This window comes from Pseudomonas putida (assembly GCA_029953615.1).
Taxonomy (GTDB): domain Bacteria; phylum Pseudomonadota; class Gammaproteobacteria; order Pseudomonadales; family Pseudomonadaceae; genus Aquipseudomonas.
Genome location: CP124529.1, coordinates 4,635,633 through 4,649,482, shown reverse-complemented (window position 1 = coordinate 4,649,482; position 13,850 = coordinate 4,635,633). Strand labels below are relative to the sequence as shown.

General features: G+C 64.1%; 9 protein-coding genes and 1 pseudogene. 6 read left to right on the top strand and 4 right to left on the bottom strand.

Going from position 1 to position 13,850, the window contains the following annotated elements; genetic code table 11:
- Window positions 1–393 precede the first annotated feature (393 nt).
- The 5 genes from QIY50_21345 to QIY50_21325 all read left to right on the top strand — a co-directional run bounded on the left by QIY50_21345 (window position 394) and on the right by QIY50_21325 (window position 6,550).
- Window positions 394–2,130: a type I secretion system permease/ATPase gene (locus tag QIY50_21345; protein ID WGV19835.1), complete on the top strand. Its 1,737-nt coding sequence runs from the start codon at window positions 394–396 to the stop codon at window positions 2,128–2,130.
- A gap of 6 nt (window positions 2,131–2,136) precedes the next feature.
- The gene (locus QIY50_21340; protein WGV19834.1) at window positions 2,137–3,477 is read left to right on the top strand and encodes an HlyD family type I secretion periplasmic adaptor subunit; all 1,341 of its coding nucleotides are present in this window, start codon (window positions 2,137–2,139) and stop codon (window positions 3,475–3,477) included.
- 1 nt (window position 3,478) lies between these two features.
- A complete protein-coding gene (locus QIY50_21335) occupies window positions 3,479–4,807 on the top strand; it encodes a TolC family outer membrane protein (protein WGV19833.1) in 1,329 nt (442 codons plus the stop codon).
- 165 nt (window positions 4,808–4,972) lie between these two features.
- Window positions 4,973–5,836 carry a sensor domain-containing diguanylate cyclase gene (locus QIY50_21330; protein ID WGV19832.1) on the top strand — a complete coding sequence of 288 codons (864 nt, stop codon included), beginning with the start codon at window positions 4,973–4,975 and terminating at the stop codon, window positions 5,834–5,836.
- A gap of 45 nt (window positions 5,837–5,881) precedes the next feature.
- Window positions 5,882–6,550, top strand: coding sequence for a methyltransferase domain-containing protein (locus QIY50_21325; GenBank protein WGV19831.1), 669 nt, complete (start codon window positions 5,882–5,884; stop codon window positions 6,548–6,550).
- A gap of 126 nt (window positions 6,551–6,676) precedes the next feature.
- On the opposite strand, the gene QIY50_21320 is transcribed toward QIY50_21325, so the two are convergent.
- Entirely contained in the window at window positions 6,677–8,584 is a 1,908-nt protein-coding gene (locus QIY50_21320) for a bifunctional sugar phosphate isomerase/epimerase/4-hydroxyphenylpyruvate dioxygenase family protein (GenBank protein ID WGV19830.1), read from the bottom strand.
- Between the two features lie 287 nt (window positions 8,585–8,871).
- Here QIY50_21320 and QIY50_21315 point away from each other — a divergent pair.
- Window positions 8,872–10,246, top strand: a pseudogene (locus tag QIY50_21315) (MFS transporter).
- Window positions 10,247–10,351: 105 nt separating this feature from the next.
- Here the strand turns inward: QIY50_21315 and QIY50_21310 are convergent.
- The 3 genes from QIY50_21310 to QIY50_21300 all read right to left on the bottom strand — a co-directional run bounded on the left by QIY50_21310 (window position 10,352) and on the right by QIY50_21300 (window position 13,765).
- The gene (locus QIY50_21310; GenBank protein ID WGV19829.1) at window positions 10,352–11,764 is read right to left on the bottom strand and encodes a DOPA decarboxylase; all 1,413 of its coding nucleotides are present in this window, start codon (window positions 11,762–11,764) and stop codon (window positions 10,352–10,354) included.
- A gap of 201 nt (window positions 11,765–11,965) precedes the next feature.
- The gene (locus QIY50_21305; protein WGV19828.1) at window positions 11,966–12,910 is read right to left on the bottom strand and encodes a LysR family transcriptional regulator; all 945 of its coding nucleotides are present in this window, start codon (window positions 12,908–12,910) and stop codon (window positions 11,966–11,968) included.
- Between the two features lie 144 nt (window positions 12,911–13,054).
- Window positions 13,055–13,765: a YebC/PmpR family DNA-binding transcriptional regulator gene (locus QIY50_21300; GenBank protein WGV19827.1), complete on the bottom strand. Its 711-nt coding sequence runs from the start codon at window positions 13,763–13,765 to the stop codon at window positions 13,055–13,057.
- Window positions 13,766–13,850 lie beyond the last annotated feature (85 nt).

Below are 13,850 nucleotides of genomic sequence, written 5' to 3'. Positions count from 1 at the left end.
GCAAGCCGGCACCCACTGCCCGGGGGCCTTGTTAAGCATGCGATACAGCTGTAACGCACATGCATCGACCCCAGCTCGCACAGGGCCCGAATACTTCAGACTAAAGTCGTAGGTTAAATGCTTGTCAATATTTCGTCGAAAAAACCGCCTCCGATGATAATGCGATGCAAATAGCTGTTTTATTGACACTTATGAAAACTTCAAAGACGCAATAGAGCGAAACGATATTACCGTCCATGTCGCTGCAACCTACGCTCCAGCATGTGGGAGCAGCGCAGCGTTTTGGACCATTCGCCACAAGAGCGATCCGCCTGCGAGCCAACCAGAAGCCACGACTACCGCTGTACGGGGCGCCGCAAGAGCTTCCCCGATTTGCGATAAAGGGAGGCCCCGATGCACAAGCCACCACGCACACGTTCCGAGCTGGGCGATGTGTTGTTTCGCCTGCGCCGCAGCTTTTTTGCCCTGGCCGCGTTCAGCGGCGTGATAAACGTCATGATGTTGACGCCAGCTATTTATATGTTGCAGGTATACGACCGCGCCCTGGTCAGCCGCAACGTCACCACCCTGACCATGCTCACCCTGCTGGTGATCGGCCTGTTCATGCTGATGTCGGCCCTGGAGATGGTCCGCACCCGGGTACTGATCCGGGTCGGCAACTTCCTCGACATGGATCTCAACCGACGCATCTTCAGCGCTGCCTTCGAACGCAACCTGAGTCGCGCCGGCGGCAACCCGGCCCAGGCCCTGCAGGACCTGGCCCAGGTACGGCAGTTTCTCACTGGCAACGGCCTGTTCGCTTTCTTCGATGCGCCGTGGACACCGATCTACCTGCTGGTCTGCTACCTGATCCACCCACTGCTGGGGCTGATCACGCTGATCGGTTCGCTGATTCTGGTGGGCCTGGCCTACCTCACCGAGAAGGCCACGCAAAAACCTTTGGCCGAAGCCAACCAGGCGGCCCTGTCCTCGGCCAGCTACGCCAACAACAACCTGCGCAACGCCGAAGTGATCGAAGCCATGGGCATGCTGCCGGCGATCGGCAAGCGTTGGTTTCAGGGCCATTTGCGCATCCTGCAGATGCAGACCCTGGCCTCCGACCGCGCGGCGATCATTAGTAGCACCGGGCGCTTCGTGCGTATTACCTTGCAATCGGTAATCCTCGGCGCCGGCGCACTGCTGGCGATCGAAGGCAAGATCACCCCCGGCATGATGATCGCCTGTTCGATCCTCACCGGCCGCGCACTGGCCCCGGTAGAACAGGTGATTGCCGCGTGGAAGCAACTGCAAGGCAGCCGCTCGGCCTGGGGTCGGCTCAACGATCTGCTGCACGACTACCCGCAGCGGCCACCGAGCATGTCGCTGCAACGGCCAATGGGCATGCTGGCCGTGGAAAACGTGGTCGCCGGTGCTCCCGGCACCAGCAACAGCATCGTGCGCGGGGTCAGCTTCAGCCTGGTCCCGGGTGAAAGCCTGGGCATCATCGGCCCGTCGGCTTCGGGCAAATCCACCCTCGCCCGCCTGCTGGTAGGCGTGTGGCCGACCCAGGCCGGCAAGGTGCGCCTGGACGGCGCCGACATCTTCACCTGGAACAAGGCCGAACTTGGCCCGTGGATCGGCTACCTGCCGCAGGATGTGGAGTTGTTCGAGGGCACCATCGCCGAAAACATCGCACGCTTTGCCGAAGTGGACAGCGAAGCGGTGATCCGCGCTGCCCGCAGCAGCGGCGTGCACGACATGATCCTGCGCTTCCCGCAGGGCTATGACACCCGTCTGGCAGCCGACGGCAGCCCGCTGTCCGGTGGCCAGAAGCAACGCATCGCCCTGGCACGTGCGCTGTATGGCGAGCCGAACCTGGTGGTGCTGGACGAGCCCAACGCCAACCTCGATGACGTTGGCGAAAAGGCTCTGGTCGATGCACTGGCCGAACTCAAGGCGCGCGGGGCCACGGTCATCCTGATTTCCCACCGGCCCAATGTGCTGTGCGCGGTCGACAAGGTGCTGATGCTGCGTGACGGCGCCGTGCACATGCTCGGCAGCCGCGACGAAGTGTTCGCGGCGCTGCGCAAGGCCAGCGTGATCCCGACGGCGACCGCTGCGCCGCTGGCGTCGGTAAAAGTACGGGAGTGACCGATCATGCAGATGACCCAACACACCGAATTGATTCCCGCCGACGCCCTCGACGGCATCGACCTGGACATGCGCCGGCCGGCACGCTGGGGTGTCTGGCTGGTCATCGCCGGCTTTGGCGGTTTCCTGCTGTGGTCGTGCCTGGCGCCACTGGATGCCGGGGTAGTCGCCACCGGCACGGTCAAGGTCACCAGCAACCGAAAGGCGGTGCAGCACCTGACCGGCGGCACGGTCGAGGCGATTCTGGTGCGCGAAGGCGATGTGGTGAAAAAAGGCCAGGAGGTGGTACGCCTCGACGCCCTGCGGGCGGTAGCCGAACAGGGTGCGGTCAGTGCCCAGTACATCGTCAGCAAGACCGTGGAAAACCGCCTGGAAGCCGAACGCGATGGCCGCGACACGGTCACCTTCGACCCTGCCCTGCTTAAGCACTACGGCAACGACCCGCGCCTGCTGGCAGCCATGGACCTGCAACAGCGCCTGCTGGATACCCGCCGTGCGGGCCTTGCCGGTGAACTGAGCATTCTCGAGGAAAACCTCGCCGCCACGGCGGTGCAGCTCAAGGGCCTGCAGCAGGTGTACGGCGCCCGCGCTTCGCAGATCGGCTTCCTCAGCCAGGAACTGCAAGGCACCCGCGTGCTGGCCGCCGAAGGCTACGTGCCACGCAACCGCCTGCTGGAGCTGGAGCGCAACAATGCCGACCTGTCCGCCGGCCAGGCCGAGAACCTCAACAACATTGCCCGCACGCGCAGCCAGGCCACCGAGATCAAGCTGCGCATGCTGCAACGTCAGCACGACTACCTCAAGGAAGTGGAGTCGCAGCTGACCGATACTGCCAAGGAGAACACAACCCTGGCCGATCGCCTGCGCGCGCTGGACTACGAAGTGACCCACACGGTAATCCGCTCGCCGATCGACGGCATGGTCCAGGCCCTGAGCATCGCCACGGTCGGCGGCATCATCCAGCCCGGGGCCAGGATCATGGAGGTGGTGCCGCTGGACCAGCCGTTGCAGGTGGACGCGATGATCCCGGTACAGGCCATCGACAAGATGGTCCCCGGCCTGAACGTGGACCTCGCCTTCCCGGCCTTCAACCATGCGAAGACGCCGAATATCCCGGGACGGGTCAAGACCATCTCCGCCGACCGCCTGATGGATGAAGAAAGCAAGCAGCCGTATTACCTGGCCCAGGTGGAAGTGACGCAGGACGGCATGGCGCTGCTGGGCAGCAACCATATCCGCCCCGGCATGCCGGCCACCGTCACCATCAAGACCGGCGAGCGCAACCTGCTCAGCTACCTGCTCAAGCCGATGCTCGAACGCGTGGACGCCTCGTTCAAGGAGCAATGACATGAATCGCCCGTGCCTGATGTTGTGCCTGTTGGGGTTGTCCGCACAGGCCAGTGCCATGGACCTGAAGCAAGCCTGGGACCTGCTGCAGTACCAAGGCCCGATCTACCGCGCCGCGGTGCATGAAAAAGAAGCCGGCAGCGAGAACCGCGCCATCGGCCAGGCCGGCCTGCTGCCGCAGATCAACGCGGCGGGCTACTTCAACAAGGTCAATGGCAGCCAACGGCAGAATGGCCGCGACAGCGACCTGGATTATGATTCCAAGGGCGCCAACGTGCGTTTGCGCCAACCGCTGTTCAACAAGCAGAAGATGGCCGAATACCGCCAGGGCCAGCAACGTGCCGACTACAGCGTGGCGGTGTTCGACGCCAAGAGCCAGGACGCTGCGGTGCGCCTGGCCGACGCCTACTTCGACGTGCTGCTGGCCAGCGAAACCATCACCCTGGCCAAGGCCAAGCTGAATGCCTTCGAAGAGCAGCTGGCGTCGGCGAAACGGCGCAAGGAGCTGGGTGCCGGCACCATCACCGACGTCGACGAGTCGGTGGCCCGCCGCGACCTGGCCGAAGCCGACCTGATCGAAGCCGAGGACAACCTGGTCAACGCCCGCCGCAAGCTGGAGGAATACATCGGTGAAACCCCGCAGTCGCTGACCACCTTGCAGCCAGGCTTCAACACCCCACCGCTGATACCGGGCAACCTGCAGGACTGGCTGGTCAAGGCCCAGGCCGACAGCCCGTTGATTCATGCGCGCCGGCACAGCTACGAGCTGGCCGAAGAAGAAGTCAACCGCGCCCGCGCCGGGCACTGGCCGACCCTGGATTTCGTGGCGGGTTATACCGCTGGCAGCAGCCAGTCGATTTCCGAACTGAACCAGCGCAACCACTACAGCTCGATCGGGCTTGAGCTGAACATTCCGCTGTACAGCGGTGGCAGCACCAGCGCCCTCACCCGCCAGGCCAGCGCCAACAGTTCCAAGGCCCTGGATGAACTGGACGCCACACGCCAGGAAGTGATTTCCGGTACCACTCGCGAGTACCGCGGTGTACAGAGTGGCGCGCTGCGTATACAGGCGCTGGAAAAGGCCGTGACCTCCAACGAGCGCTCGCTGCTTTCGGCCCGCAAGGGCTTCAAGGAAGGCGGCACCAGCACCAACTCGGATGTGCTCAATGCCGAAGAGTTGCTGTATGACGCCCGCCACGACCTGTTCGAGGCGAAGTTGAACTATCTGATGTCGCGGCTGCGCCTGGCGTCATCGGTGGGTAGCCTGGGGGATGATGATATCGAGCAGATCAACGATTACCTCGGGCCGGAACTGGTAGTAAGCAACTGACTATCGGCGGCCCTGTGGGAGCGGGCATGCCCGCGAAGCAGGCGACGCGGTGTATGGCACCGGCTGCGCCGGTGTTCGCGGGCATGCCCGCTCCCACAGCGGCGCTACCGCATTTTGCTCCATTTCAGGCTATGATCGGTGACCCCGCCGCGGACGTCCTGCCCTATGCCCGTAGACCTGCAAGCGTTATACCCCAGGCTGATCCACCTGATGCTGGACACGGTGTTCGTGGTCGACAGGGGCAACCAGATCATTTTCGTCAGCGATGCCTGCGAGGCGCTGCTGGGCTACCAGGCCTGCGAGTTGATCGGCACCCCGATCACCGACTACATGCACCCTGACGACCTGACGATCACCCGCGCGTCGATCATGCGGGTGATGAACGGCCAACCCCATTACGACTTCCGTAACCGCTACATCCGCAAGGATGGCAGTATCGTGCATATCCTGTGGTCGGCCTCCTGGTCCGATGAGGCCAATGCCCGCATTGGTGTAGCACGGGATATCACCGCCCAACACCAGGCCGAGGAAGAATTGCGTTTCCTGGCCCACCACGACCCGCTCACCCGCCTGGCCAACCGGGCCATGTTCAATGAGCGGCTGGGCACCGCACTTGTCGCGGCCCGGCACCACAACCACCCGCTGGCCTTGCTGTTCATCGATATCAATGACTTCAAGGATATCAACGACAACCACGGCCACAGCGTGGGTGACCGGGTGCTGTGCATCCTGGCGCGGCGCCTGGAAGGCTGCGTAGGGGCGACCGATACGGTGGCGCGGATGGGCGGTGACGAGTTCACCGTGCTGTTGACCGACTACGCCTCGCCAGAGGCCATTGCCGAGCAGGTGGCACGCATCCTGGCGGCCATGGCCGAACCACTCGGTGCCGAGTTTGCCGGCATCGGAGCGCCGTCCTGCAGCATTGGCGTGGCCCGGTTCCCCGAGGACGGCAACGATGCCGACATGCTGCTGCGCCATGCCGATGGCGATATGTACCGGATCAAGCGACAGCGCACTGCAGCCGGCTGAGCGCTCTGGCGGCCGCAGGCGGAATCGAGCACAACGGAGATGAACATGCGCAACCCTGAAGACGCCTTGCTCGTCAGCTGGCAGCACAACGCCCAGGCCTGGATCGATGCGGTGCGCAGCGGCAGTATCGAGAGCCGTCGCCAGGTCACCGACCAGGCCATCCTGCTGGCCATCCTGGGCCGCCAGCCCGAACGGGTGCTCGACCTGGGCTGTGGTGAAGGTTGGCTGCTGCGCGCGCTGGGCGACCGGGGTGTCGAGGCGGTAGGTGTGGACGGTGACCGGGCGCTGGTGGATGCCGCGCGCGCTGCAGGTTCCGCCGAGGTGCACCTGGCCAGCTATGCACAGCTGGTCGCGGCCCAGGCCTATGTTGGCAAGGACTATGACCTTATCTGTGCCAACTTCGCCCTGTTGCAGCAGGACATCATCCCGCTGCTGGCAGCGATGAATGCGTTGCTGGCGCCCGGCGGTGCGCTGGTGATCCAGACCCTGCACCCATGGAGCGTGGCGGATGGCGATTACCAGGATGGCTGGCGGGAAGAGTCGTTTGCCGGGTTCGCCGGGGATTGGCAGGTGATGCAGTGGTACTTCCGCACCCTGGCCAGCTGGCTGAACGCGCTGGACATGGCAGGGTTGCGGCTGGTGAGTCTGCAGGAGCCACAGCACCCGCAGAGTGCGCTGCCGCAGTCGCTGCTGCTGGTGGCTGAGGGGCGCTGAAGTGCTGTGGCTTTACCGGCCTCATCGCCGGCAAGCCAGCTCCCACAGGATCACTGCGGTCCGATAGGCCTGTGTAGTACCTGTGGGAGCCGGCTTGCCGGCGATGAGGCCGGTACAGGCAAGCGATTACAGGACCGGCTTGCGCACCGCCCCGCTGCGGGCCTTGGCCATCGCCGCCAGGCGCACTGCGACGTTGGCCGCACCGTAACCGGCATACCCGCCCTTGCGCTGGATGATCTCGAAGAAGAAACGCTCTTCGAACGGCTCGGTGTACACGTGGAACAGCTCGCCACCCTGGGCGTCGCGGTCGTACAACACGTTGTAGTAAGCCAGTTCGCTGAGGAACTCGTCGTCAAAATCGAAACGCGCCGCCAGGTCGTCGTAGTAGTTCAGCGGGATCTCCAGCAGCGGTACCCCAGCCAGTTTGGCCCGTGCCACTTCGCGGAAGATGTCGTCGCAATCGAAGGCAATGTGGTGCACCCCCGACCCGCGGTAGCTGGACAATGCATGGGCGATGGCGGTGTTGCGGTTTTCCGAGATGTTCAGCGGCAGGCGCAAGGTGCCGCACTGGCTACGCAGGGCGCGGCTCTTGACCAGGCCGTAAGGATCCGGCAGCACCACCTCGTCGTCGGCAGCGAAATCGAACAGGCTCTTGTAGAACAAGACCCAGCTGTCCAGCGACTCGGCCGGCAGCGCCAGGGCCATGTGGTCGATACGGCGCAGCCCGCCAGTGGCCATGGCGCTCTTGTCCAGGCTGAAGTCGGTGTCGTACAGGGTCTGGCCAGCAGTGCCCTGCTCCACCAGGTACAGCAGGCTGCCATCCGGCGCACGTACCGCCGGCACTTCGCACTCGTTAGGCCCGACCAAGCCACGGAACGGCTGGCCACGGTAGGCGGTGGCACGCTTCAGGGCGGCTTGCTGGTCCTTGACCCGCAGCGCGGTGGCGCACAGCGACGGCCCGTGGGCCTCGAAGAAGTTGTGGCCGAAGGAATAGGGTTCGGCGTTCAGCACAATGTTGATATCGCCCTGGCGCAACAACTGCACCTCTTTGCTGCGGTGCTTGCCGGCTTCGGCAAAGCCCAGGCGCTTCAGCCAGCTGGCCAGGCGCGCGCCGACGGCTTCGTCGACCGCGAATTCAAGGAACTCCACCCCGTCATAGGCACTGGCCGCCGGTGGGGTGAACAGCACTCCGGGTTCGATCGGCGTGCCTTCCTGTTCCAGGCGCAGGTGAGTCTGCTCTTCGAGGTACAGCAGCGAACGCAGGCCGTCAGCGGCATTCTGCCGGGGCGGTGCGGCGCGGAAGCCATCGTTGAAGATTTCCAGCGACAGCGGCCCGCGGTAGCCGGTGGCGAGGATTGGCGCCAGAAAACCGGCCATGTCCATCTCGCCCTGCCCCGGGAAGCAACGGAAGTGGCGGCTCCACTCCAGCACATCCATGGCCAGGATCGGCGCATCGGCCATTTGCACGAAGAAGATCTTGTCGCCGGGTATGTCGCGGATCGCGCTCGGGTCGCCCTTGAGCGACAAGGTGTGGAAGCTGTCGAGGATCACCCCGAGGGCCGGGTGGTCGGCCTGGCGCACCAGGTTCCAGACTTGCTGGTAGGTGTTGACATGGCGGCCCCAGGCCAGCGCTTCGTAGCCAATGCGCAGGCCGCGTTTGCCGGCGTGCTCGGCCAGCAGGCGCAGGTCGTCGACCAATAGCTGTTCTTCGCCCAGGGCATCGGCCTGGACGTTGCTGCACACCAGTACCAGGTCGGTGCCCAGTTCCTGCATCAGGTCGAACTTGCGCTCGGCGCGGTCGAGGTTCTTCTGCAGGCGGTCGCGGCGGCAACCCTCGAAATCGCGGAACGGCTGGAACAGGGTGATGGCAATTCCCAGGTCGGCGCACATCTGCCGCACCTGACGCGGGCTGCCAGCGTAGTAGAGCAGGTCGTTTTCGAAGATCTCGACGCCGTCAAAACCGGCGGCGGCGATGGCTTCGAGCTTTTCCGGCAGGGTGCCGCTCAAGGACACGGTAGCGATCGAACGCTGCATGGCGGGAGTTCCTTGTTGTTGGAGGATTACAGAGGCCAGGCCTGGAAAATCAGGGCCACAGTTCTTGGCACGATCGATTATTCGCAGGTAAAGTCGTGGCTTCAATCTCTTTGTACGGAATGGTTAGTTTTGCGTTCGATTATCGCACGAAACCGGTTTTAGCGAATTGCCAGCCCACTGGCCCGTGGTCAACATGAACCACAGACACAGGCACACCGACCCTCGCCTCCTGCCTTGGTGAATCTCCGGCGGAACCTGTGCAAACAACAATAACAACGGAGACAACGATGGCTCACTCCAGCTCTCAAGCCAAGAAAGCGACGGCCAGTGGATGGATAGGCTCGGCACTCGAGTACTACGACTTCTTCATCTACGCCCAGGCCGCTGCGCTGATTTTCCCGCAGATCTTCCTTCCCCAACACCGACCCGAAAATGGCCATCATTGCCTCGCTGGCCACCTACGGCGTGGGTTACCTGGCGCGCCCGGTCGGCGCCTTCGTGCTGGGCCATTGGGGTGACACCCGCGGCCGCAAGAACGTACTGCTGCTGTGCATGTTCCTGATGGGCCTGTCGACCATGGCCGTAGGCCTGCTGCCCACCTACCACGACATCGGCCTGCTCGCCCCGGCCTTGCTGGTGCTGCTGCGCCTGGTCCAAGGCTTTGCCGTGGCCGGGGAAATCTCCGGTGCCAGTTCGATGATCATGGAACATGCGCCATTCGGTCGGCGGGGCTATTACGCCAGCTTCACCCTGCAAGGCGTGCAGGCTGGCCAGGTGCTGGCGGCGGCGGTATTCCTGCCTCTTGCCTACTTCATGCCCAGCGAAGCCTTCAATGACTGGGGCTGGCGCATTCCATTCCTGATGAGCGCCATCGTGCTGATCGCCGGTTTCATCATCCGCAAGGAAGTACATGAAACCCCGGCATTCGTGAAGGAAGAGAAGCAGGACAAAGTCGCCAAGTCGCCGATCAGCGAAGCCTTCCGCCACAGCTGGAAGCACATGGTGCTGGTGATGTTCATGGCCTTGATGAACGTGATCCCGGTGGTAGCCACCATCTTCGGTGCGGCCTACGCGGTGCAGCCAGCCTATGGCATCGGCTTCGACAAGAGCGTGTACCTGTGGATTCCGGTAGTCGGCAACATCGTCGCGGTGCTGGTGATCCCGTTTGTCGGCAACCTGTCGGACAAGATCGGCCGTCGCCCGACCATGATCATCGGCTGCCTGGGCTCGGGCCTGCTGGCCTTCGTCTACCTGTACGCGATCAGCATCCAGAACGTACCGCTGGCGTTCGCCTCGTCGATCGTGATGTGGGGCATGGTGTACCAGGGTTACAACGCGGTGTTCCCAAGCTTCTACCCAGAGCTGTTCCACACCCGTTATCGCGTTTCCGCCATGGCCATCGCACAGAACATCGGCACCATGCTGACCGCCATGCTGCCGGCGCTGTTCGCCCTGGTTGCCCCGCCCGGTTCGGACAACATTCCGCTGGTGGTCGGTGGGTTGGCGTTCTTCATTACTTGCGTGTGTGCCCTGGCGGCGTACATTGCCCCGGAAACCCATCGCCTGACGATGGAAGACCTGGGCAACCCTAATGCCAAACCGATGGACAAAACTGCGTATGACGCTAGCCGTAAAGGGAGCTTTCAGGCAGTGAGCCACTGATCGATTGCAGGGGGCTGCTCTGCAGCCCTATCGCCGGCAAGCCATGTGCGATCCCTGTGGGAGCTGGCTTGCCGGCGATTGGGCCGCAAAGCGGCCCCGGCGGTTTCAGCCTTTAACCACTTCCTGCAGCCTCCGCCAAAGCCTCTCGACATCCCCCCGCTCGGTCGGTAGCGCACCAATCGACACCCGCACCATCCACCGCCCGTCCAGCGTCGCTGGCGTCACATAGGCATCCCCGGACGCATTCAGCCGCTCGGCCCAGCCCTTGGTATGCGCATCCAGCGCCTCCCCCTCCAGCCCAGCCGGTCGATGGCGAACGCACAAGGTCTGCAACTGCACCGGCGCCAGCACCTCCCACTCCTCAGCGGCCGCCAACTGTCCGGCCAGCCATTGGGCATTGTCCAGGTCTCGCCGCAGCCGTGCCTGCAACGCCTCCACTCCTTCGCTGCGCAGCATGAACCACAGCTTCAACGCCCGGAACCGGCGGCCCAGCGGAATCCCCCAGTCACGCAGGTTCTTCACCTCGCCATCCACCGCCGACTGCAGGTAGCTGGGGTTGGTGCTCATCACCCGGATCAGGTGCTGCGGGTCGCGCACGTAGTAGATCGAGCAATCGAAAGCCACGCCCAGCCACTTGTGCGCGTTGACCACCAGCGAATCGGCCAGTTCTATGCCGTCCCACATCCAGCGGCATTCCGGCAGGATCATCGCCGAGCCGGCCATGGCCGAGTCCACATGCAGCCACAACCCATGGGCCTGGGCGATCTCGCCGATCGGGCGCAGCGGGTCGAGCGCAGTGGTGGCGGTGGTGCCGGTGGTCGCGACCACCGCGCAAGGCTGGTTGCCAGCGGCCAGGTCCTGCTCGATCGCCGCCTGCAGTGCTTCCGGGCGCAGGGCGTAGCGTTCGTCGGTCGGGATCAGGCGGATGTTGTCGCGACCAAAACCGGCCAGCAGTGCGGCCTTGTCCACCGAGCTGTGGGCATGGGCGCTGACATAGACGATCAGCGGCCTGGCCTGGGCTTGCAGGCCGCCGCGCACCAGTGCATAGCCGCTGGCGCGTTCCCGCGCGCAGATCAGCGCTACCAACGTGCTGGTGGATGCGGTGTCCTGGATCACCCCGCTCCATTGGCCAGACAGCCCGAGCAGCTGACGCAGCCAGTCAAGGGTGGTTTCCTCCAGCTCGCTCAGGGCCGGGCTGGACTGCCACGACAGGCCCAGCACGCCCAGGCCGGTGCTGAGGAAATCACCGAGGACCGACGAGAGGGTGCCGTTGGAAGGGAAGTAACCGTAGAAGTCTGGATGCTGCCAATGGGACAGGCCGGGCATGACCAACTGGTTGACGTCGTCGAGGATCGCTTCGAAAGGCTCTCCCTGCCGGGGGGCTTGAGCGGGCAAGGCGGCCTTGAGGTAGCCGGGTTTGACTTGCGCCATGACCGGGCGCTCGCCGACGGATTGGCGGTAGTCGGCGATCAGGTCGATCAGTTGGTGGCCGTACTGGCGGAATTGTTCGGGGGTCACCTGGGGTCTCCTGTGGGTTATCTTCTGCCTGTATCGGCCTCTTCGCGGGCACGCCCGCTCCCACAGGTATTGCACCAGGCTTGAGAGCGATGCAGTACTTGTGGGAGCGGGCGTGCCCGCGAAGAGGCCGGCACAGGCAACACAATGCCCCCAGTCTAGGCACCTATCCGCAAGCGAATAACCCCGCCTTGCGCATACCTGCTATGGCAGACCCGCATGCCCGCCCTGCACGCCGAACTGCGACCGGCGCCACAACTCGAACACCCGGTTGCGCAACCAGCGGTGCTCGGCCGAGGCCTGCAGGCGCTGGTGCCACACCACCCAGTAGCGCTGGCTGTGCTCGATGAAACCCAGCGGCCGCCAGGCCAGGTCATGCAGGCGGCACAGCTGCCGGGCGATATGCTCGGGGACGGTGGCCAGCGCCTGGCTGTTGGCGATCACCTGCACGGTGGCGGAGAAGAACGGCACTTCCAGGCTGACCCGCCGCTGCAGGCCCTGGGCGCGCAGGTGGCGGTCGATGAAGCTGTCCTTGTCGCCGCCGCCGGAAATACGCACATGCTTGTGCGCCAGGTAGTCAGCCTGACTGAGCGCGCCGTGGGCGGCCAGCGGATGGTCGTGACGCATCAGGCACACCGCGCGGTCCTCGCCCAACAGGCGCCCGTGGAGGTTGGGTGGCGACTCGTCGAACAAGGTGGTGGCCAGGTCGATCTCGCCGCTGGCCAGCAAGGAGTACTGGCCGGCTTGCCAGGTGCGGTATTCCAGCGATACGCCGGGTGCTTCGTGCTCCAGTGCAGCGACCAGCAGCGGCAGCATGTGCTCGGCCACATAGTCTGAGGCTGCCAGGCAGAAGCGCCGCTCACAGCGCGCCGGGTCGAACACCGCGGGCTGACGCAGGGCGTGCAATTCTTCGAGCACTTGCCTTAGCGGTTCGACCAGGGCTTCGGCGTGTTCGCTAAGTACGTAGCCACGGCCTTGGCGCACCAGCAACGGGTCGTCGAAGGCTTCGCGCAGGTGGGCCAGCTGGCGGCTGAGGGCGGACTGGCTGACGCCCAGGCGCTCGGCGGCATGGCTGAGGTTCTTCAGCTGCAGCAGGTAGTCGAGGGTGCGCAGGTGGGCGAGGCTGAGGGACGCGAAAGCGGGGTTCATACAGGCTCCCTTCCAGGGGATCGACCGGCCCAATCGCCGGCAAGCCAGCCCCCACAGGGTCACCACAACCATCGGGGCTTGTGCTGTACCTGTGGGAGCTGGCTTGCCGGCGATTGGGCCGCAAAGCGGCCCCAGAGAAGCAGATCAGTCAGTCAGACCGACATAAACGTTCTGTACATCATCGTTCTCGTCAATGGCCTCGAGGAACGCTTCAACCTCAGCCAGTGCCTCGGCACTCAGGCTGGCCGCGCTCACCGGGTTCTTCGGGGTGTAGCCGATCTTCGCCGAGGTCACGGTGAAGCCATGCTCCGGCAAGGCCTTCTGCACCGCGTCGAGGTCGGTGGTGTCGGTGATGAACAGGGTCGAACCCTCTTCGTCGCCTTCCTCGAAGTCCTGGGCACCGGCTTCGATGGCTGCCATTTCCGGGTCAGCATCACCGTTCGGGGTAGCTTCGATCAGGCCAACGTGGTTGAAGTCCCAGGCCACCGAACCGCTCGCACCCAGCTGGCCCTTGCGGAACAGCACGCGGATTTGCGCGACGGTGCGGTTGACGTTGTCGGTCAGGCACTCGACGATCAGCGGTACCTGGTGCGGGGCGAAACCTTCGTAGCTTACCGCCGAGTACTGCACGGCATCGCCGTCCAGGCCCGCGCCCTTGCGGATTGCGCGCTCCAGGGTCTCGCGGGTCATCGAGGCCTTCTTGGCCTGCTCGATGGCCAGGCGCAGGCGCGGGTTCATGTCCGGGTCGGCGCCGGACTTGGCTGCGATCTGGATCTCTTTGGACAGCTTGCCCATGATCTTGCCTTTGGCGTTGGCCGCGGCTTCTTTATGTTTGGCTTTCCACTGTGCGCCCATGTCGACTCTCTTGTTTCAGCGGCCGGTTCAGGAAGCGACCGGCCAAAAGTGGGTGCAGTTTATACGCCCAGAGGCCGCTGTTCGA

Bases quoted from the DNA above. Each gene is read 5' to 3' on its own strand.
- QIY50_21345 (WGV19835.1), top strand. From the start codon at position 394: ATGCACAAGCCACCACGCACACGTTCCGAGCTGGGCGATGTGTTGTTT.
- QIY50_21340 (WGV19834.1), top strand. From the start codon at position 2,137: ATGCAGATGACCCAACACACCGAATTGATTCCCGCCGACGCCCTCGAC.
- QIY50_21335 (WGV19833.1), top strand. From the start codon at position 3,479: ATGAATCGCCCGTGCCTGATGTTGTGCCTGTTGGGGTTGTCCGCACAG.
- QIY50_21330 (WGV19832.1), top strand. From the start codon at position 4,973: ATGCCCGTAGACCTGCAAGCGTTATACCCCAGGCTGATCCACCTGATG.
- QIY50_21325 (WGV19831.1), top strand. From the start codon at position 5,882: ATGCGCAACCCTGAAGACGCCTTGCTCGTCAGCTGGCAGCACAACGCC.
- QIY50_21320 (WGV19830.1), bottom strand. From the start codon at position 8,584: ATGCAGCGTTCGATCGCTACCGTGTCCTTGAGCGGCACCCTGCCGGAA.
- QIY50_21305 (WGV19828.1), bottom strand. From the start codon at position 12,910: ATGAACCCCGCTTTCGCGTCCCTCAGCCTCGCCCACCTGCGCACCCTC.
- QIY50_21300 (WGV19827.1), bottom strand. From the start codon at position 13,765: ATGGGCGCACAGTGGAAAGCCAAACATAAAGAAGCCGCGGCCAACGCC.